General features: G+C 53.9%; 18 protein-coding genes. 9 read left to right on the forward strand and 9 right to left on the reverse strand.

Annotation, left to right across the window (positions count from 1 at the left end; all coding sequences use genetic code 11):
• Positions 1 to 13 precede the first annotated feature (13 nt).
• The 4 genes from addB (at position 14) to grpE (ending at position 7,883) form a co-directional block, all read left to right on the forward strand.
• Positions 14 to 3,136 (forward strand): double-strand break repair protein AddB, encoded by a 3,123-nt coding sequence (gene addB, locus PSE_RS03170; protein WP_014283537.1) that lies wholly within the window; start codon positions 14 to 16, stop codon positions 3,134 to 3,136.
• Positions 3,136 to 6,606: a double-strand break repair helicase AddA gene (gene addA / locus PSE_RS03175; protein WP_014283538.1), complete on the forward strand. Its 3,471-nt coding sequence runs from the start codon at positions 3,136 to 3,138 to the stop codon at positions 6,604 to 6,606. The genes addB and addA overlap by 1 nt, the downstream gene beginning before the upstream one ends.
• A 113-nt stretch (positions 6,607 to 6,719) precedes the next feature.
• On the forward strand, positions 6,720 to 7,040 hold the full coding sequence (trxA, locus tag PSE_RS03180; protein ID WP_008548703.1) for a thioredoxin: 321 nt from the start codon (positions 6,720 to 6,722) through the stop codon (positions 7,038 to 7,040).
• 198 nt (positions 7,041 to 7,238) lie between these two features.
• Complete coding sequence (grpE, locus tag PSE_RS03185; RefSeq protein ID WP_041768852.1) at positions 7,239 to 7,883, forward strand: nucleotide exchange factor GrpE; 645 nt, start codon at positions 7,239 to 7,241, stop codon at positions 7,881 to 7,883.
• Between the two features lie 89 nt (positions 7,884 to 7,972).
• On the opposite strand, the gene PSE_RS03190 is transcribed toward grpE, so the two are convergent.
• The gene (locus PSE_RS03190; RefSeq protein WP_041767891.1) at positions 7,973 to 8,365 is read right to left on the reverse strand and encodes a hypothetical protein; all 393 of its coding nucleotides are present in this window, start codon (positions 8,363 to 8,365) and stop codon (positions 7,973 to 7,975) included.
• 313 nt (positions 8,366 to 8,678) lie between these two features.
• Between PSE_RS03190 and PSE_RS03195 the strand changes: the two genes are divergently transcribed.
• Entirely contained in the window at positions 8,679 to 9,347 is a 669-nt protein-coding gene (locus tag PSE_RS03195; protein WP_014283541.1) for a hypothetical protein, read from the forward strand.
• A 138-nt stretch (positions 9,348 to 9,485) separates the two neighbouring features.
• Here the strand turns inward: PSE_RS03195 and PSE_RS03200 are convergent, their stop codons facing one another.
• Positions 9,486 to 10,430: an alpha/beta hydrolase gene (locus PSE_RS03200; RefSeq protein ID WP_014283542.1), complete on the reverse strand. Its 945-nt coding sequence runs from the start codon at positions 10,428 to 10,430 to the stop codon at positions 9,486 to 9,488.
• 158 nt (positions 10,431 to 10,588) lie between these two features.
• On the opposite strand from PSE_RS03200, the gene PSE_RS03205 reads away from it, so the two are divergent.
• Together PSE_RS03205 and PSE_RS03210 are read left to right on the forward strand one after the other, a co-directional pair.
• Positions 10,589 to 11,176 carry a TetR/AcrR family transcriptional regulator gene (locus PSE_RS03205; RefSeq protein WP_008548808.1) on the forward strand — a complete coding sequence of 196 codons (588 nt, stop codon included), beginning with the start codon at positions 10,589 to 10,591 and terminating at the stop codon, positions 11,174 to 11,176.
• Positions 11,177 to 11,329: 153 nt separating this feature from the next.
• A complete protein-coding gene (locus PSE_RS03210; RefSeq protein WP_008548234.1) occupies positions 11,330 to 11,968 on the forward strand; it encodes a trimeric intracellular cation channel family protein in 639 nt (212 codons plus the stop codon).
• A 21-nt stretch (positions 11,969 to 11,989) separates the two neighbouring features.
• Here PSE_RS03210 and PSE_RS03215 read toward each other — a convergent pair whose 3' ends face one another.
• The 6 genes from PSE_RS03215 to PSE_RS03240 form a co-directional block, all read right to left on the reverse strand.
• Positions 11,990 to 12,952, reverse strand: coding sequence for an ornithine cyclodeaminase family protein (locus PSE_RS03215; protein WP_014283543.1), 963 nt, complete (start codon positions 12,950 to 12,952; stop codon positions 11,990 to 11,992).
• 44 nt (positions 12,953 to 12,996) lie between these two features.
• Positions 12,997 to 13,347, reverse strand: a complete 351-nt coding sequence (locus PSE_RS03220) for a lipopolysaccharide assembly protein LapA domain-containing protein (protein WP_208608922.1) — start codon at positions 13,345 to 13,347, stop codon at positions 12,997 to 12,999.
• 15 nt (positions 13,348 to 13,362) lie between these two features.
• Positions 13,363 to 13,662: an integration host factor subunit beta gene (locus tag PSE_RS03225; protein WP_008548293.1), complete on the reverse strand. Its 300-nt coding sequence runs from the start codon at positions 13,660 to 13,662 to the stop codon at positions 13,363 to 13,365.
• Positions 13,655 to 14,662, reverse strand: a complete 1,008-nt coding sequence (gene sppA / locus PSE_RS03230) for a signal peptide peptidase SppA (protein WP_041767893.1) — start codon at positions 14,660 to 14,662, stop codon at positions 13,655 to 13,657. Before sppA ends, PSE_RS03225 begins: the two co-directional genes overlap by 8 nt.
• Before the next feature lie 222 nt (positions 14,663 to 14,884).
• Positions 14,885 to 15,196 (reverse strand): chorismate mutase family protein, encoded by a 312-nt coding sequence (locus tag PSE_RS03235; protein WP_008548209.1) that lies wholly within the window; start codon positions 15,194 to 15,196, stop codon positions 14,885 to 14,887.
• An 869-nt stretch (positions 15,197 to 16,065) separates the two neighbouring features.
• Positions 16,066 to 16,770, reverse strand: a complete 705-nt coding sequence (locus PSE_RS03240; RefSeq protein WP_014283545.1) for an SDR family oxidoreductase — start codon at positions 16,768 to 16,770, stop codon at positions 16,066 to 16,068.
• 342 nt (positions 16,771 to 17,112) lie between these two features.
• Between PSE_RS03240 and PSE_RS03245 the strand changes: the two genes are divergently transcribed.
• Complete coding sequence (locus PSE_RS03245; RefSeq protein WP_208998074.1) at positions 17,113 to 18,315, forward strand: GNAT family N-acetyltransferase; 1,203 nt, start codon at positions 17,113 to 17,115, stop codon at positions 18,313 to 18,315.
• A 96-nt stretch (positions 18,316 to 18,411) separates the two neighbouring features.
• Positions 18,412 to 18,777 carry a hypothetical protein gene (locus tag PSE_RS03250; protein WP_014283547.1) on the forward strand — a complete coding sequence of 122 codons (366 nt, stop codon included), beginning with the start codon at positions 18,412 to 18,414 and terminating at the stop codon, positions 18,775 to 18,777.
• A gap of 136 nt (positions 18,778 to 18,913) precedes the next feature.
• Here PSE_RS03250 and rpsA read toward each other — a convergent pair whose 3' ends face one another.
• Complete coding sequence (rpsA, locus tag PSE_RS03255; RefSeq protein ID WP_008548461.1) at positions 18,914 to 20,608, reverse strand: 30S ribosomal protein S1; 1,695 nt, start codon at positions 20,606 to 20,608, stop codon at positions 18,914 to 18,916.
• Positions 20,609 to 20,661: the final 53 nt, after the last annotated feature.

A 20,661-nucleotide genomic window follows, 5' to 3' on the forward strand; every position in this document is an offset into this window, starting at 1 on the left:
TCAGGAGGCTCCGGTGGCGGCCACCCCAAATATTTTCAGCGTTTCTCCTTCTACGCCATTTCTGCAGGCAACCGTGGAAGCGTTGCTTTCAGGCCAGCTGATCCCGGGTTTTCAGGCGGATGATGATCCGATGGCGCTGGCCGATGTCACCATCTATGTGCCCACACGCCGTGCTGCCAGAACCCTGCCGGATGTCCTGCGCAAAGCGTTGGGTTCCAAAGCGGCCTTGTTGCCTAAGATCCTGCCACTCGGTGATGTAGACGAAGAAGAGCACATCCTGAAAGGTCATGGGGACGGCGAAGCGTTGCCACCCGCAATGTCCACCATGGAACGCAAGCTCGCGATGACGCGTCTTGTATGGGCATGGAAGGGCCAGCTCCGCCGCCAGATCCTGCAGCTCAAAGAAGATGACCCAGCCCGTGTGCCAGCGTCCTCCGCGGATGCAGCATGGCTTGCAGGTAATCTACTGACGCTTATGGATGAGGTGCAGACAGAAGAAGCAAGCTGGGCAGAACTGGGCAGCCTCGTACCGGAAGATCATGCCGAGTACTGGAAGATCACGCTAGAATTTCTGAAGATCGTCACCGACTTGTGGCCTGAGCACCTGAAGACCATCGGCATGATGGACCCGAAGGAACGCCGCTCAGCCCTCATTCGAGCAGAAGCTGCCCGCCTGCGCACCACCTCGCCACGCGGTCCGGTGATCGTAGCAGGGGCAACCGGTTCCTTCCCGGCTACTGCTGAGCTGATGAAAGCCGTGCTCAGCCTTGAAAATGGTGCACTGGTGCTGCCAGCGCTGGATAGGGGTATGGATGCAGAAAGCTGGGAAGCACTTGGCAGCCCGTCAGAACCACAACGCGTGCCGGGACATCCGCAATATAGCCTCCGCCAGTTGCTGCTGGCGCTGGGCGTAAAGCGGGAAGACGTCACCCAGCTTGGTGCGCCGGAAAGCGAAGCTCTTCGATTGCGTTGCGAGATCGTCAACGAAGCACTCCGCCCGGCTGAAACAACCGAAGAATGGCAGAACTTCTTCACGTCAGAACTGGCAGAGCACCGTGAAGCCGCCTTCGCAGGGACGCAGCTGATCACAGCGCGCAACGAAGCGGAAGAAGCGCTCTCCATTGCCCTGCTGCTGCGTGAAGCGGTGGAAGCAGGCAAAACCACAGCGCTAATCTCGCCAGACAGAACACTGGCGCGCCGCGTGGCATCCGAGCTGACCCGTTGGGGCATCATCGTAGATGACACCGCAGGTCGCCCGCTGGAACAAACACCGCCCATGGTGCTTGCCATCCTCACGGCAAAGCTGGCTTTGCAGGGGCTCGATCCGGTCAATCTGCTAGCCCTGCTCAAATACCCGCTCGCCTTCCTCGGCATGAAAGCCAAAGAAGTACGCTCCGCCGCCCGTGCACTGGAACGCGGCGTACTGCGTGGCCCTCATCCAAGGCCGGGCCTGAGCGGTCTGCGTGAAGCGGTTGAAGCCGCTCACGATCAGGCTATGGAGAAAGCTGACAGACCCGTCGCCCGCTGGCGCAAACTGGTGGAGGAAGACTGGGACGCCATCAATACCTTGCTGGACCGTCTGGAACAAGCCCTCGGCCCACTGGAAGCTCTGCTGCAAAATCCAAATGAGATCCCCGTTGAAGAGCTGATCAAAACCCACGTGGATGCCGTCCTGCTCCTCGGTGCGGATGAAAACGGCTCTACCGAAGAGCTGTTCCGTGGTGAAAACGGTAAGGCACTGGCCGAAACTCTGACAGCCCTGCTGGAGGCTGATGCCGCTGGCCTCTGCGTGCCTGCCAACGAATGGCCTGGCGTGTTCGGCGCGCTGATCACCGGCGGAGCCGTCCGCTCCCGCACACCTGCTGATCCACGCATCCACCTGCTCGGCCCCATGGAAGCCCGCCTCCAGCGTTACGACCTCGTCGTGCTTGGTGGACTGAACGAAGGCACATGGCCACAGCGCACTCGCAATGATCCATGGCTCAACCGCCCCATGAAAGGCCAGATCGGCCTTGACCCGCCAGAGCGTAAAATCGGCACCTCCGCCCACGATTTCCTCTGGAACCTTGGCGCGCCGGAAGTGGTGCTCTCCCGTTCAGAGCGTGTCGACGGCTCCCCAACTGTAGCTTCCCGCTGGCTCCAGCGCATCGTGACGCTGGCTGGTCAGAGCGTTGAGCAGCAGATGCGCGCCAAAGGCAAACGCTACACGGAAATGGCCCACGTGCTGGACCGCTCCGAAACACCCGTGCGCCCAGCCAAACGCCCGGAACCAATGCCGCCAGTAGAAGCCCGTCCGGTACAGCTCTCTGTAACAGCCATCGAAAACCTGATCCGCGACCCATATCTCATCTACGCCAGGCACGTGCTCAAGCTGGATGAGGTGGACCCGATTGGTGGAGAACCGGGCGCTGCCGACAAAGGCAACATCATCCACGATGCATTGGCAAACTTCCTTGAGGATTGGGACGGTCAGTTTGATGAAAAAGCCGTCCGTGCCCTGCTGACCGAGGGAGGCCGCCTGTTTCGCCCGCTGGATGCGTTCCCAGCCATCCGCGCCCTGTGGTGGCCGCGCTTTGAGCGCATCGCGGAAGAGTTCGTGGCGTACGAAGGCGAAGTCGCACCCAAGATCTATGATCGCTTTCTGGAAGAGTACGGAAAAGTAGAAATGCCGCGCCCGGAACGTAACTTCACCCTCACAGGCCGTGCGGACCGTATCGATCAGATGAAAGACAACACCCTGCGCGTCGTGGATTACAAAACCGGCCAGCCGCCATCTGCCAAACAGGTGGAAGCGCTGCTCTCACCGCAGTTGCCGCTGGAAGTGGCCATGATCCGCCGCAAGGGCTTTGAGGATCTTCCCCACGACATGCCAATCTCCGACATGCTCTACATCCAGCTCAAAGGTGGCAGCGATGCTGTGAAGCTGGAAAGCCGCGTGCCAAAGGAAAGCACCGCCGAAGAACTCTCAGAAGAAGCATGGAAACGCTTGGAACAGCTGGTTGCCGCCTATGAAAACCCACGTAAAGGCTACCTCTCCAGAGCGCGTGTGCTGAAGGAAAGGGAATGGGCCGCCTCCTATGATCACCTCGCCCGCGTACAGGAATGGTCCCTTGGGGAAGATGGGGAGGATGCATAATGGATATCCCAGCAAAAACCCTCGATAGCCAACAACGCGCAGCGCATCCTGAAAACTCAGCATGGGTGAGTGCAAATGCAGGCTCCGGCAAAACATTCGTGCTTGCCCGCCGCGTGGTCCGCTTGCTGCTGTCCGGTACAGACCCCTCCCGCATCCTCTGCCTCACCTTCACCAAGGCAGCAGCGGCGGAGATGGCAACCCGCGTGTTCGATTCCCTCGCCAAGTGGACACAGCTAAGCGATGCAGAGCTGGCTGCTGAGATTGAGGATATCGAAGGTTGCCCAACCTCGCCCAAGCAACTGGCCAACGCCCGCCGTCTCTTCGCCAAAGCACTGGAAACACCGGGTGGCCTGAAAATCCAGACCATCCATGCGTTCTGTGAAGCGCTGCTGCACCAGTTCCCGCTGGAAGCGAATGTTGCTGGCCACTTTTCCGTGCTGGATGACCGCTTGGCCGAAGAGCTGCTCAACGAAGCCCGCGCCAGCATTCTGCACCGCGCAGAGATTAAGCCTGAGTCCGATATCGGGTCAGCTCTGTCCCAGCTTATCGAGCTATTACCGGATTCAGGCGTCGAGAAAGCCCTCTCAGAGCTGATCAGCCGCCGCGATGCGTTCTACCGTTGGGTTGCTCCTTATGGGGACCTGGAAAGCGCCATTTCCGCGCTATACGCTGATTTCTCCGTCATACCGGAGGATGATATATCTGACTTTGCATCTGCGTTGCGACGGAAATGTTCTCTCACTGACGACGAAGTAAAAGCGTTTGCAGAAGCCTTACGCGTCGGCTCCAAGACAGATCAGGACCGCGCCAATGCTCTGGATCAGGCAATCACGCTCAAAAGCGACGAAGCCTGGCGCATTGCATGGCTGAAGATCTTCCTCACAGGCACCCTCGGCCCTCGCAAATCCCTCGCCACCAAGAAGGTGCAAACCGCCTTCCCAGAAGTTGTCGAGCGTTTGTTCGCTGAGCAACTGCGTGTGCTGGAAGCTTTGCAACACCAGAACGCCGTCATAACGGTATCCGGCACCAAAGCGATCCTCATCCTCTCAGATGCGGTTTTGCGCTACTACGAGACGGAAAAACTCCGTCGCGGTTACCTCGACTTTGAGGACTTGGTGGTGAAATCTGCGCAGCTCCTGTCCCGTGCAGAAGCTGCTCAATGGGTGCAGTACAAGCTGGACCAAGGCCTCGACCACATCCTCGTGGATGAAGCGCAGGACACCAGCCCCCGCCAGTGGGAGGTGATCCGCGCACTGGCAGAAGAATTCTTCGCGGGTGATGGCGCACGAGAGAAAGTCCGCACCATCTTCGCGGTAGGCGACGAGAAGCAGTCCATCTACTCCTTCCAGGGCGCCGTCCCAGCCTATTTCGCCGAAATGCGCAAGTTCTTTGCCCGCCGTGCTGAAGAAGCACAGAAGAACTTCGAGGGCATCGAGCTCAACCTCTCCTTCCGCTCCACACCGGATGTGCTGGGCGCGGTCGATAAGGTCTTCGACACGCCGGAAACCTACAAAGGCCTGTCTCAGGACAACGTTGCGCCCGTGCACGAAGCCATCCGCCACAACGATCCGGGCCGCGTCGAAATCTGGCCACTGGAAGAAGCCGTTGAAACGCTGGAACCGGACGACTGGACCCAGCCAATCGATGCCATCGGCACCGGCAATCCCATGCTGCGCCTCGCCACCCGCATTGCGGAGCAGATCAAGGATTGGGATGAGCGCAACATCGCTGGGCCGGGAGATGTTCTCGTCCTCGTCCGCAAGCGTGGCCCGTTTGTGGAAGCACTCAACCGCGAACTCAAACGCTTGGATGTGCCTGCCGCTGGCTCTGACCGTCTTGTCCTCACAGACCACATCGCGGTCAAAGACCTTGTTGCGCTGGGCCGCTTTATCCTGCTGCCAGAAGATGATCTGTCTCTTGCCTGCGTTCTCAAAAGCCCACTGTTCGGCCTGCTGGATGACGACCTCTTCGAGATCGCCCATGAAACACCGGGTGTTCCAAGGCCGGGTACCCTCTGGCATGAGCTGCTGAGAAAATCAGAAAACAGCGAGAAGTGGCAACTCGTCCGCAAGCAGCTGGAAGTCTGGCGAGACCGCGCCGACTTCGTGCCGCCGTTCGAGTTCTACGCCAAAATCATGGGCACAGACGGCTACCGCCAGAAGTTCCGCGAACGCCTCGGCACTGAAGTCGATGACGTGCTTGATGAGTTCCTTTCATTGACGCTCACTTATGAGAAGAGTGGTACACCGGGCATGGAAGGCTTCCTTGCATGGCTGGCGGAAGCGCCGACCGAGATCAAGCGAGAGCTGAACGCCGCCAAAGGCATGGTCCGCATCATGACGGTCCACGGCTCCAAAGGTCTGGAAGCGCCCTACGTTATCCTCGCTGATGGCTGTAACGCCCCAGTCTCCAGCCTGCACGCGCCGGTGATGGTTGAAAAGCAGCGGGCAGGGGATACGGAAGCAGCACCCGCTCTCGTCTGGCTGCCCAACAAGGCACAGCGCACCGAATGGCATGAAGAAGCGCTGGAACTGCTGGCCGATGAGCAGAAAGAAGAATACCGCCGCTTGCTCTATGTGGCCCTTACCCGCGCAAAAGACCGCCTCGTCGTCTGCGGTTGGTCGCCTAAGCGCGGCCCTCATGATGAATGTTGGTACACACTCACTCGCAACGGATTGATTGAGGAAGCGCGCGAGCAAACAGACGCCAATGGTGAAGTATCCGCATGGATCTGGACCAAGGGTGGCATTGAAAAGCCAGAACCGGTCCTGCCACAGTCCGAAAAGGCTGAAAGCCAGCAACAGGCAGCAATGCCCGACTGGATTTCCAAAAACGTCAGCACCCCGGAACGTATCCGCCGCCTGAAGCCATCTGCCGCTTTTGAGGAGATGGAAGCAAAGGAAAGCATCGAGCAGCAAGATCCGAAAGATGCTCTCGAAGCGGCGCGCCAACCAGAAGACTGGCCTCTGGTCCGTGGCCGCATCGTCCACCGCCTGCTGGAGTTTCTGCCTGACCTGCCAGAAGACCAGCGCATGGTGTCTGCTGAAAGGTTCCTCGCCAGTTCTCTGCCAGAGTGCTTTGCGGACAAAAGAGACCGCCTGCTGGATGATGTCTTCAATACGCTGGGCAACCCAGAGTTTGCAGAGCTGTTCAGTGCCAACGGCAGAGCTGAAGTTCCAATTCAGGGCATGCTCACTGGAGAGGACGGCAAACCAGTCGAAGTCTTCGGCCTGATTGACCGATTGCTGGTCAATGACGAAGAAGTGATCATTCTCGACTTCAAGACGAATGCTTATGTGCCACGAAGCGTGCACGATGTCTCCGAAACGTATGTTGCGCAGCTAGCTGTTTATAGAAAACTGCTTTCTGAGCTTTATCCGGATAAGAGAATAAGAGCGCTGCTCCTCTATACGTCAGGTCCCCATTTGGTAGAAATACCAGTGGAACTGATGAAATCTTTTAAATTCTAGTCGAATGTTGAGAATTCGTTCGCTTGACGCTCGGCACTTGCGTTCTTACTTTCAGGGCAACAGAGTTTGCTCAGTTGGGGGCGACTCAAACTGAATTACGAAAAGAGGCAAAAATGGCCACTGTGAATGTTGAAGACGGTAACTTCGAAGCTGAAGTACTTCAGAGCTCTACCCCTGTTCTCGTAGATTTCTGGGCGACCTGGTGTGGTCCTTGTAAGATGATTGCGCCTTCTCTGGAAGAAATCTCCGAAGAGATGGCTGGTCAGGTTAAGATTGCTAAGCTGGACATCGACAGCAACCAGCAGAGCGCTATGAACTACGGCGTTCGTTCAATCCCAACCATGATCCTGTTCAAGGATGGTCAGCCTGCAGCAACCCTCGTTGGCGCACAGCCAAAGGGCAAAATTGCTGATTGGATCAAGCAGTACTCATAATTTTGAGGGTATCTGCAACGAAATGCTGAGTAAAATCGGGCATTCTGAGGATCTCCGGTCACTGATGTGGCCGGAGGTCTTTTGTTTTTGGCAAACAGTGACTAAATAAGGACCGAATAAAGTTTTGGCACGGGCGCCTGTTGGCAGCCCTGCTTTGCTCTTCGGTGAATAAGAGCAAGTTTGAAAGACGGGATGACGATGAGCGATCAAGACAAAACTCCGCAGGCAGAAGAGCAGATGAATCCGGAAGCTGTGGTTGAGGAAGCTGCGAGTGCCAATGGCGCAGAGCAGGCAGAAGCTGCTGTGGAAGTAGATCCAATCGAAGCACTGCAGGCTGAAAACGCTGCCCTAAAAGACCGCGCTCTGCGCACCATGGCGGAAATGGAAAACCTGCGCCGCCGGACTGAAAAAGAAGTCAAAGACGCAAAAGCATACGCAGTGGCAAGCTTTGCTCGCGACATGCTGGTTGTAAACGACAACCTTGGCCGTGCAATCGAAGCACTGCCTGATGATGCGCGTGAGAATGACGATAACCTGAAGGCGCTGGTTGAAGGCGTTGAGTTGGTAGAGCGCGAAATGCTCAACCACCTGGAAAAGCACGGCGTGAAGCGTCTGTCTCCAGAAGGTGAAAAGTTCAACCCACACTTCCATCAGGCGATGTTTGAAGTGCCAAACACCGAAGTTCCAAACAACACCGTTGTTCAGGTTGTTCAGGCTGGCTACGTCATAGGCGAGCGCGTCCTGCGCCCGGCAATGGTCGGCGTTTCCAAAGGCGGCCCAAAAATCGCTCCAGTTGCCGACAAAGCAGCTGAGCCAGGCTCCACAATCGACAAAGAAGCCTAAAAAAGAAAGCCCTCACACAAATGAGGGCTTCTCAAAAGAATTCCAAAACGGAGGTCGACAATCGGCCTCCGTTTTTTGTAAGGACCTGCTTATAGCTTCACCTTCTGGCGAGTGTACACGAGATGACCGTTGTCGTTGGAACCGGTTGTCTCAACCATGATTTCGCGGCTGCCATCTATACGCTGAAACTCTACAAAGCCAACTTCACTGCGAACGCCGTTTGCACAACCTGTCTTCCATGCAACCAGACCGTCACTGCGTGCTTCTGAAAATCCTTCAAGTCGTTTATCTTGGCATAATGTGCCAACAAGCTTCCGGACCTGAGCTGAACTAAAGCCCGCTGGATTATAAACGCCGCTCAGCGCTCCATCACGTTCTTTAGCGCCAAAATAATCAGGATTTCTCTTTGAAATTCCCGCACTGCCAGAACAGCCAACCAATGCAAACCCAACCACAAGTGGGATAATAACTCGAGCAACCATAATATGACCCGCTATTCTCATAACTATATTATTTCTATGTACAAATGCAGGCCACTAGAGATGTGAGTACCTACCTCGCACTAAGCTCTGTCTTATGCACGCAGAGGATATGAAGCAATCTAAAGTTGAAAAAAACTATTCAGGTATGCGCTGTTGCTCGGTTCTAATTACGAGATCGTTCTACCTAGGAGGGTAATCAAACGACCTGTGATCGCTATGTTCTTAAGGGAAGAGTGCTTGATTACTGCCTGAAAACTCCTAAATAAATAACACAACTATTTGTAATTGAATGTATATTTGTGCGTGGTGATCTATGTGGAAATGGCCTGTTTTATTCTGGCTCGCAGTTGTTGCTTCCGTGTACTGGCTAGGTCCGGTCTTTGTAGATCATGTTATTATTGAAACCTACTCTCCGATGCAGGCTCGAGGCGACAAACTGTTCTATCTGCGCCAAACGGCAGTGATCGTACCAATCCTTGCAGGTGTTGTAATGTTTGCCGTCTGGCTATGGCGGCGACCACTTGCACCTCTTATCTACAAGAGCGGGCTATTGGTATTTGCCTTAGTGGCTCTTTCTCCATTCCTTCCTCGAGTTGAAACGGACTTTCGGCAGATTTATTGGATAGGTCAGGCTAGATATGAAATCCCATGGCAATACGCGCCATCCAAAGGAAGTATCCGTCCGGGAGGAGGGTTCTTCGAAGTGCGTGTCTCTATTCCTGATATGACACCACAATACGAGAGCAATCAAAAAACACTTGCTATCGGAAAAGCTTCTTATTTTCAGACTAGTTATAACCTCCCCGGGCCCGCCGAACTGTGTAAACCCTTCTTTGGAAAGCTACAGTGTCAGTGGTTACGTGGGGATGTCGTATACAGTGCAACTGGTCATAAAGATCTATTCCCGGATGATCTCGGTAATTTGATGACTTCTGCGGAAGAGCTGCTTGATAGTTTTCAAGTTTCGACCTCACAGGAGTAACTGCTTTTGTGACTGTCTAGGTCAATATTGGCCTGGCTGAAAAGTTCAGTTCGGATACTCCTTCAAGGAGTGCTTCCGAGAGGGATACCGAACGGAGGCCATCGAACGGCCTCCGTTTTTTGTTGCGTCAATGACAGCTCAGTTGGCCTTGAAGAAGGTATCAACGCGGTCGATGACCGGATCGACGTACTGGTCGATGTCATAAAGGTCGAAGTGCTCGGCACCTTCTACCACCATCAGCTCTTTAGGCTCAGCTGCATTTGGGTAGAACAGATCAGTCAGCGGGCCGGTGATGGCTGCGTCTGATCCGCGGATGAACAGCTTTGGCAAGGTCAGCTGGTCTCCATAAGGGGAGTGGTTCAGCGCCGGGTCGATTGGCAGCTGGAAGGCTGGCAGCATGTTGGAGTAGTTTGGTGCATGCTCCAGTGCGCCGCGGGATGTCATGTAATAATCAACGGCATCGGCGTAATAGCGCGGTGTACCCTCTGGAATCTCACCCGGTTTCATGGCGCCAAGGACGGGATATCGATCCACCTCTCCAGTCTGCAGGTATTTCTCCATCGCCAGATTTGCGCCAAGGATTGCTTGACCGCGCGTTTCCTCATCCATCATCTGCTCAAAGGCTGTTGCACAATCAAAGTATGCGGACATGGTGGCGATGGCTTTCAGGCGCTTATCAAGGAAGGCAAGGCGAGTGATGTAGGCACCACCCATGCAAAGCCCCATGCCGTAAATCCGGTTTTCATCAATGCAATCCAGATGACGCAGTACGGTGATGCCGTCCGTCAGCACAGCAATGATGTTCTCGGTGTTCTCGTAATTGCGGATTTCACCTTCACTCTCACCAAAGCCAATGTGATCCACGGCCAACAGAGCATAGCCACGGGCAGACATCTTCTCACCGTAGACAACGCTGGCCTGTTCCTTCACCTGCGTTGCCGGACGGGCAAAGATGATGGCTGGGCAAGGGGCAGTCTCAAAACCCTCTGGCAGGTAAAGATCTGCAGCAATCCGGTAGCCCTTTGTTGTGAAGCTGATTGAGTTCTTACCGGGCTTAAACGCGCTCTGGTCAATCGTGATCATCTGGTCTCTCCATTCTTTCGTGGTTCATAACGGCCTGTCGGGACGTACTTAGATTTAGTAATCATGTGCTTACATCGTTGACAGAAAAGTAAGCGATGGATTACTTTAGAGTCAAGAATAAATGTAAGCGGTGGCTTACAATGGCCGGAGCGATCTGAATGTCCCAGAATAAACAAAGAGATGCTGCACAAACCAAAGACCGCATCCTGCAAGCAGCGGGCGCTAAGTTCTCGCAAAAGGGCTATGATGGTGCTGGAACAAGAGAGATCGCGGACCTTGCAGAAGCCAACATCGCTTTGGTGACGCGCTACTTTGGCTCCAAGGAAAACCTGTTCCGCGAAGCCGTGCTGCCAGGCATGACCATGGCGCCGCTGATGATCGGCGATATGGAAAACATCCCCGCCCGTATCGCCCACTACATGACCACCAAGAACCTCGATGGCCCGATGACGCTGGACCCGACACAGGCGATCCTGCGGTCCATGGGCAACGAGACCGTGGCCCCCATGATACGCGAAGCTCTGGGCGATAAGGTGGTCGATGAACTTAGCGACAGCATCAAAGGTGACGACGCGAAACTTCGCTCAATCCTCGTCATCGCTTTCCTGTTCGGCCTTGATGCCATGATGCGCGTAATGCACCTCTCTCCTGAAGAGAAGGATGAAAAGCAGGCTATGGAGAAGCTGATCAAGGAGACGCTGGAAGGCCTGATGCTGCCGGAAGCTCTGCAAGAAACGCAGGGCTGATCTGAAGTTCTCGGCGCTGTCCCCAAAACCTTCACAGGATCTCGGGCTATTTAAATCCAACAAATGAAGTAGTGTAGTTCTCCGGTTGCTTTTTTAAGATGGCTGACTAAAACCACCAATCTTGAAACCAACGAATTTGCGGACAAGACGTAGATGCATTCTGAGATCTGGCAGTATCTGGACTTTTTGGGCGTGGCCGTATTCGCTGTGACGGGCGGACTGGTCGCTGCACGTCTGCGTCAGGATTTTATCGCGTTTCTGTTCTTCTGCTCCCTAACGGGCATCGGTGGTGGAACCCTGCGCGATACGCTTCTGGATGTGCCAGTTTTCTGGATCGAAGACGAGAGCTACCTCTATGTCTGCCTTATCGTCTCGATCGGCATGTGGTTTTTTGCGCATAGAGTTGAAGCATGGGGCCGTCCTTTGCGTTGGCTTGATGCGGTTGGTGTTGCCGCCTACTCTGTGATGGGCGCTGCGAAGGCAATCTCACTGGGTGATACGGCTGCGATCGCTGTTCTCATGGGGGTCGCGAGCGCGACATTCGGCGGAATTCTGCGAGATATCATCGCCGGCCAGCCCTCAGCTCTCCTGCAAAGAGAGATCTATCTCGCAGCTGCCCTGGCAGGCGCGACCACGTACACGGCTGTGCTCATGGTAACAGGAGGCAGCAATCTTGCAGCTGCTCTTGGCTTTGCCGTTGCGATGATATTGCGTGGTGGTGCTATCGCGAGAGACTGGCACCTGCCGAGCTACGCACCGCCAAGAAAGAAAGATCTTGAGGATCTCGACTAAGCTCCAGCAGCTAAATCCGGATTAAACGCGAAGATAAACGTGCCCCGCAGCGGCAAGATCAGCCAGTGCGGTGCCCGTGGATTTGAACAGCGTGATCTGTTCGTAAAAGCGACGACCCGCCCGGTCTCCCTGACACAGCTCCGCCAGATCAGACGCAATGTCTTGCAGGCTCAACACCCCATCCGCCAGCGGCTCCTTCAGCTCTCCGGCAGTCGTCGGTGTCGTGTCATAGCTGTCGAGGAACAGCCGCGCCTGCGAGATCACCTCATTATCGCACTCCCGCTGATCCGCATGAGTTGAACCCACCAGATCCAGATGCGTGCCTTCCTGAAGCCATTCGCCTTTGATGAGCGGCCTATGCGTACTCGTGGCGCAGCAAACAATATCAGCCCCGCGAACAGCCCCACCCAGATCTGTTGTGGCTGAAATCGTAAAGGCTTGGCCCTGCATGGCCTCTACCAATTGCTGAGCCCCGGCTGGGCTCCGGTTCCACACCAGAATCTCCTTGATAGGCCGCACAGAGGCATGCGCTTCAATCAAATACGGCGCAAGACTGCCAGCCCCCACCATCAGTAGGCGGGAGGAATCTTCGCGAGAAAGGTAGGAGGAAGCCAGCGCCGATGTGGCCGCCGTGCGCCAGTTCACCAGCGCTTTGCCATCGAGCAACGCAAGCGGTGTCCCGGTCTTGCCGGACTGCAAGAGGTAAACACCTGCCACACTGGGGGATTGATGTTCCTGAGAGCCCGGAAGCGAGCTTTCGATCCGCGTCCCAATAAACCCGCGCTCAATGGTGTCTTGAGCTGCAAAGTCATGCCATGCGGAAGAAATGGTGAGAGAGCCGTCGCCGAGGCCGGTAGGACGTGCAATTCTTTGTGTGAGCGGGGAAGGGGCCACCGCACCAACACGAAAAGCACGTCTCAGCGTTTCAAGAAGATCACGAAAGTTCATCACCTCCTCAATTTCCTGAGCAGTGATGATCCGCATTCGCAATCCCCGTTTTCAGCGTTCAGGGCAGAGTAATAAAGCGGTTAGGCTGCCTTTTTATGGTCTGGTGATGGCAGGCCAGGTGCAATGTCACCCTGTGCCACCTTACGCAGTGAATCCGCTTCATGTTTAAGCTGGTTCGCTTCCCGCCGCTGTACGCGAGCTTCCTTGCGGAAACGGCCTTGTCGCATCCAGGTCGCCACACCGCCGAGCACCACGCCCAGTCCAACAGCGCCAAACAGTAACCAGAACACCGGGATGTTGAAGGTCAACATCGGATCCTCTGGATTAAAGGGGTTAAGCGAAATCAGCGTGGAATGCCGGTTCGCAACCGCGAGTACAACAAGTAGAGCTGCTATAGGGATAAGCAGCAGGTTCCGAAGGAAACGAGCCAATTTATTACTCCAGGATCAGTCTTCGCCGTGATCCGTGCCGTCGTTCAGCCGTTCGCGCATTTCTTTGCCGGTTTTGAAGAACGGAACGAACTTTTCGCCAACTTCAACTTTCTGGCCAGTTCTTGGATTGCGTCCCACGCGCGCAGGGCGGTTCTTCACGGAGAACGCACCAAAGCCACGCAGCTCAACGCGGTCACCGCGCATCAGCGCTTCGGTAACTTCATCAAGAATGGCGTTTACGATATTCTCTACATCACGCTGATAGAGATGCGGATTACGCTCCGCGATAGTCTGAACTAATTCCGATTTAATCATGCTTTGCCCCCCCAAGTGCTGAGACTGTTGCCGCATCCGGAGCCTGCCAAACAGACACGAGACCGTCAAGCGGTAGGCTTGAATCTACGACACTTTTTGCTGTTTTGAGAAGTGAGTGTATCAAATTCTGGTTCTCACTACCCAAAAAGCCTAATAAATTTGCAGGGAACGGGAGTGTCCGTTCGTCTGATTCTGGTTTCCAGTCGATAATTTTCAAATCACTGGAAAGCCCTTTTTTCTCAATAAGCCACTGATGCGCAGCCTGTTCGCCACCAATCTCGTCGATCAGCTCCAGCCCTTTTGCCTGATGTCCGGTGTAAACCTGACCATTGGCAAGCTGAAGCGCACGCTCCTGGGAAAGGCCTCTGCGTTCTGCAACAAGCCCAACGAACCACATATAGGTATCGTCGATGATGTCTTGCAAGGCTGCCTTCACTTCTGGCGTGGCTGGCTCATAAAAGTTTGGTTCAGCTTTCAATGGTGCACTTTTGATCGCGTCCATCTCAACACCAATCTTGTCGAGCAGGCCCTTCGCATTACCGTATTGGAAGAGAACACCAATTGAGCCGGTCAAAGAGGTGTATTGAGCAACAAGGTGGTCACTGGCGATAGCAGAAAGATAAGCAGCAGATGCGCCAAGCGTCGTGATGGACGCTGTCACAGGCTTCTTCTCGGCAATCTTGCGCAGCGCGTTGTACAGCGCTTCACCGCCGGATGTAGTGCCACCTGGGGAATTAATGGAAACGATGACGCCCTGCACGGTGTCATCCTTGGCAATTGCTTCAAGCATTTCCAGCTGGCGGCGATCATAGGTGATCGGTCCGCTGATTTCGATGCGAGCAATATGTTTTTCGGATCGGGCGAGCTCTCCAAGGCCGGTTGCCTCGGCGCCACCCCACAACAGCAATGCTGCCAGTGCTAAAAAACTAACGACACGCCAGAATGAAACTTTACGTCTCAGGCGCCTACGATCAATAAGAACGTCACTGTCTAGACTCATGGGGTCTTCCCGGTCAAACTCAATTAAGCGACTATAGGGAAACAATACCTAAGCTTTTGAATAAGCCAAGTGTTCTTTCTCTGCAGGCGGTAAAAACACGACCATAAATTAGGCTTTGTCACTGCCAAACGGTTAATTTGGGGGACACAGCCTGTCAAATCTCCGAAATTTCTGGTTGCAATGCTAATCGACTAAGATGCCAGAGAAAATGGCGATACTATGTTATTTTACGTTTTCCTCTGCTTCCATCAGGTCTTCTTCGTGCGCAATCGCACTTTCCATCAGGTGTCGCCACATCGTCTCGTAGGTTTTCTCGTTCAGTCCGGCTTCGCGGGCATGCGCCTTCACATTGCTGGCCACCTCTTCAACGCGGCTTTCAATGCGGGCAGCAAGGCCAATCGGTTTTTTGATTTCCGCAGCGCGGGTAATGTACGTCCAGCGCTCTGCAAACAGGGTGATAAGCTCTGAATCCAGGCGATCAATTTCAGCGCGGATCTGAGCCATGTTCTGACATTCACGAGCAGAGGTTTTCATTAGTTTTTTGCTGCCTATCGAATTGAATGAAGCGGCTGGGAGATGCCACCTTTTGAAATGTCATACCCGAAACAATTGCCGGGTCGCAACCGGCATATGATTATCGCATAAAAAATCCGTTCCGTTCATCAGGAGGTGGGGGGGAGCTGAGAACGGAACGGGATCTTATCGGCCATGGGGCCAGTTGGACTTTTCGTCTTTTTTGGGCCACTGTTTCATCGGTTGCTCTGAAAACCGACAGGTTCAGTGATCTTAATTCTTGACGCGAGAACTAGGGGCATAGTTCATCGCGCGCTGTTGGAAACCCAAAGCCGATTGCTGCAAGGACGGCGTAAAACGGGTTTCCAGTTAGCCCTGCGGTTTCGGGCGGACCGCGAGGGCATTCCGAAGTCCTGAACCAGAACGGACCTTATTATTGTTATTGGTCTCGCTCGTGTTCCAAGACAAACAGCACAGTAGAGTTTGAGAGAATGGGATACTCTCTTGCTCGCTGTGTAAAGTAATATACAGACGTTACTTGAAGATAAATAGAAATCAGAAATAGAAAATTTCGAAATATGACTCGATCTTAGGTGGTATATAGCAAATTAAAAGTTGATACTAAAAATACCCATCAATTTACTATTGCTTATCTATTATATTTATTTTGATTAAAGTGAATTCATATTTACATTAATTAAAATTGAAGGCATGTAAATGCTGTAGATCACAGAATTTGCTTTATTCTTACCTTAGGGGAATGCGTTGTCTCATTAAAAAAGGGGCGTTTCCGCCCCTCTCTGGTCTCGCTGATTTAAGACCTTCCTGCTTAATCATCGCAAAGTCAGCCTCCGCAAAATGCGAAGCCAGCCCTGACAAAATTATCCAACCTAGATTGAACGCGTAATTCCGCCATCAATGCGGATATTTTGTCCTGTCATGTAGCTGGAGGTGTCTCCGGCAAGGAAAGAAATCAGATCTGCCACTTCCTGAGAGGTGCCATAGCGGCCCATTGGAATGCGATTCCGGCGCTCTTCTTTCTCTGGCAAACTATCAATGAAGCCCGGCAGCACGTTGTTCATGCGGATGTTTGAAGCCGCATACTTGTCTGCAAACAGCTTCGTGAAGGCAGCAAGGCCCGCTCTGAACACGCCAGAGGTTGGGAACAGTTCTTCAGGCTCAAACAGCGCATAGGTGGAAATGTTGACAAAGCTGCCTTTGCCCTGCGCTTCCATGATTGGCGTCACAAGGCGGGTGATGCGGACAACGTTCATCAGATAGAAGTCCATGCCTCTGGCCCAGTCTTCATCTGTCAGCTCAAGGATCGGTCCTTTAGGGCCATGGCCAGCACTGCTCACAACAGTATCGATGCGGCCCCATTTTTCCATGGCCGCATCAACAAGGCGCTGCAGGTCAGCTGTTTCAAGATTGGAGCCGGTTACGCCAACGCCGCCCAGCTCTTCAGCCAGCTTCTCGCCTTTGCCTGAGGACGAGAGGATAGCAACCTTGTATCCGTCCTCTGCCAGCTTGCGTGCAGCCGCAGCACCCATGCCACTGCCACCAGCAACAACAAGCGCGACTTTCAAATCACTCATGAAACCCTCCTGAATTCATTCAGGACCATTCCATTTTCTGCGGGGCAAGAAATCAAGTGACGATTTGTCATCACCCTGAGAGAAACCGGGCGAAGGGTATAGTAATTCTGTCATTTGCGTTCCTAACGGAAACGTGAGGAACTCAATTGCTCTGATTTCAATAAAATACTTCTACTTTTAACTGGTTGAAAATAACTATGTATAAAAATCGCGAGTACAGGCACGTGCCGTGAGATTCAGTGATTTAGAGCCTATCGCCGAAAACTGGACACGGGTTTTCGGATGAAGCTACGCAAACTGCTTAAATTAAGTCGTTTAAAGCATCGGTAAGGGAGAAATTTGTTGCAGGCAGATGTTGTCACATCGGAAGAGCTTGCTGCTGTAAAGCAAAGCTCAGCAACAAAAGCACTCCAGAACCCATCGGTGCGCGTGCTGCAGTCTCCTGTAGAAGTCGCTGACATCCAGCAGCACTGGCGCAAGCTGGAGCAATCCGCCAAGGGCAATCCGGTCTTCCAAAGCTATGCCTGGACCATGGCGACGCTTGAAAATCCATCAGCAGTTCAATCCGCCAAGATCTTCGTGGTCTATGATCAACAAAGCCTGATCGCGGTATTGCCGCTGCGCATTGAAAAGCAAAAATCCCTGAAAGCGCTGACAGGCCTGGGAGAACCCTTCCAACAGTACTCCGAGATGCTGCTGGAACCCGGCTACAAACCAGCCGAGGTGCTCAACCTCTTGAAGCCACATCTGCAAAAGGCCGGAGCGGATATTATCCACCTGCGCCAGATCAGAGAAAGCGGCGCTCTCTATGACTACGCCAGCGCACAGTTTACGGAAGTTGGAGAAACAGACGGCGCGCCATGGCTGGAGCTGAACCATTGGGACAGCTTCGAGGAGTATCTCAAGTCCATCTCCGCCCGGTCCCGCAAAACCATCCGCAACCAGCGCAACCGCCTGCACAAATCAGCAGGCCTGACGCACCGAGTGATCCGTCAGGGAGACCCTGAACTGGAAACTATGGTTCTGCGCACTCTGAAAGGTCGTGAGAACTGGGTCGAAGCCATGGGGTACGCCTCCCGCGCTCTGGAAGGTGACGGCCTGCAGCAACTCCTGCTGTCATTGAGCAATGGCCCAGCAAAAGGCTGCGAACTCATCGCTTTCGAGCTGAAACACGGTGATCTCCCAATCTCAACCGAATGGGGCTTCCTGTTCGAAGGCTGCTACTCCGCTTACATGGCAGACTGGAATCCGGACTACGAACAATCCAGCCCCGGTAAACTTCACCAGATGGATGTCATCGAAGCCTGCTTTGCGCTTGGGATTGATAAAATCGACTTCCTCAAGCCAGCCTCCCGCTACAAGATGACATGGACCTCAGAAGTCGCCAGCGTCTTCGATGCCGTCAGCCCGCTCTCCTTCAAAGGCCAACTCTACGCCAGCCTCTGGCTCAAGAACCTACGCCCTCTGGCAAAACGCATCGTCCTCGCCTTGCCAAAAGGCCCACGAGCCCTCCTGATGAGCACCGTCAAGAAAATCATCGGCTAACGCTGCCGCTGGATCGGTTGTTGGCCGCCACTCTCAATTTCCCAAGAGCTGTGATAATGCAAAGCCGGATTATCCTCGCAGGCTGGAGATTTGAACGTGAGCAAGATAGAGAGCTTTCAGGAACGCGTAGCCCCATGGCTATTGGAGTGCTTCGGCAAGGAAATTGCCACGGATAAGACAGAACGCAACCATCGCTTTTTGGAAGAGGCTCTCGAACTGGTCCAGTCCGCAGGCTGCAGCGCCAGCGAAGCGCATCAGCTTGTCGACTTCGTCTTCAATCGGGAAGCTGGAGAGCTCAAACAGGAAGCCGGTGGTGTCATGGTAACACTCGCCGCCCTCTGCCTCGCCCATCACATCGACATGCACGATTGCGGTGAAGTGGAGCTGGAAGAAATCTGGACCAAGGTGGACGCCATTCGCGCCAAACAGGCAGCGAAGCCGAAATATGCACCACTCCCGTAATCTGAGCAGGTTTAGGGCGCTTCCCTGACATAAGCGCGCAAAAAAACACGAAGTAACGCAAACGAACGCATTCATAAGCGCAACAAAAAAGCCCGCTCAAATGAGCGGGCTTCTTCGCAAAATCTATTGCTAGATCTTATTCGTCGTCGGACTGCTTCTTCATAGCTGCAGCGAGGATGTCGCCGAGAGAAGAGGAAGCGTCGGAAGAGCCGTACTGTGCAACTGCTTCTTTTTCTTCAGCAATTTCCAGTGCCTTGATGGATACACCAACGCGGCGGGTCTTCTTGTCGAACTGAGTAACGCGAGCTTCGATTACGTCGCCAACGTTAAAGCGTGTTGGATCCTGCTCACCGCGTTCACGGGACAGGTCAGCGCGACGGATGAATGCAGAGAGGTCGCCGTCTACGAGTTTAACGTCGAGACCACCGTCTTTGATTTCAGTCACTTCACACTTAACGATTGCGCCCTTGCGAACGTCGCCAGCGGATTCAAACGGATCAGCGTCGAGCTGTTTGATGCCGAGAGAGATGCGCTCTTTCTCAACGTCAACGTCAAGAACGACTGCTTTAACAACGTCGCCCTTCTTGTACTCTTCGATGACCTGCTCGCCCGGACGGTTCCAGTCCAGATCGGACAGGTGAACCATGCCGTCAACATCGCCTTCGAGACCGATGAACAGACCGAATTCGGTCTTGTTCTTAACTTCACCTTCAACGGTTGCGTTAATTGGGTACTGCTGAGCGAATGCTTCCCATGGGTTCTGCAGAGTCTGCTTGAGGCCCAGGGAGATACGGCGCTTAGAAGCGTCAACTTCCAGGATAACCACTTCAACTTCCTGAGAAGTAGAAACGATCTTGCCTGGGTGTACGTTCTTCTTGGTCCAGGACATTTCGGAGACGTGGATCAGGCCTTCGATACCTGGCTCCAGTTCTACGAATGCACCGTAGTCGGTGATGTTGGTAACACGACCGGAGAACTTCGCGTCCAGTGGGTACTTGGCTTCGATGCCATCCCATGGATCGGTTTCCAGCTGCTTCATGCCGAGGCTGATGCGGTGTGTTTCCTGGTTCACACGAACGATCTGTACCTTCACGGTCTGACCGATGGTCAGTACTTCGCTTGGGTGGTTGATACGACGCCATGCGATGTCGGTAACGTGCAGGAGGCCGTCGATGCCGCCCAGGTCAACGAATGCACCGTAGTCAGTGATGTTCTTAACAACACCCTCAACGGTCTGACCTTCTTCCAGGCTCTGAACGAGTTCAGAACGCTGTTCTGCGCGTGTTTCTTCCAGAACGGTACGGCGAGATACAACGATGTTGCCACGGCGCTTGTCCATTTTCAGGATCTGGAAAGGCTGTGGAGTGTGCATCAGAGGAGTAACGTCGCGTACTGGACGGATGTCTACCTGAGAGCGTGGCAGGAATGCTACTGCGCCATCCAGATCGACGGTGAAACCACCTTTGACCTGGTTGAAGATCTGACCAGTAACTTTTTCGCCAGCTTCGAAAGCTACTTCCAGGCGAACCCAGCTTTCTTCGCGGCGTGCTTTGTCGCGGGACAGAACAGCTTCACCCATCGCGTTTTCAACGCGCTCAAGGTAAACTTCTACTTCGTCACCAACGGACATTTCGCCGTCACGGCCTTTAGCGCCGAATTCCTTCAGAGGAACGCGACCTTCAACCTTCAGACCTACGTCGATAACTGCGAGGTCTTTTTCGATAGCAACAACGGTGCCTTTTACAACGGTGCCTTCGTAAAGGTCGGAAGTCGCAAAAGATTCTTCCAACAGAGCTGCAAAGTCTTCAGCAGCAAAGTTCTGATTTTCCATGAAATCTCCTGGTGCCATAAGAATGGCGCTCGCCGGCGGGTTTGTGTTAACAC

Origin of the sequence: Pseudovibrio sp. FO-BEG1 (assembly GCF_000236645.1) — a bacterium.
In the GTDB taxonomy this organism is placed as follows: Bacteria; Pseudomonadota; Alphaproteobacteria; order Rhizobiales; family Stappiaceae; genus Pseudovibrio.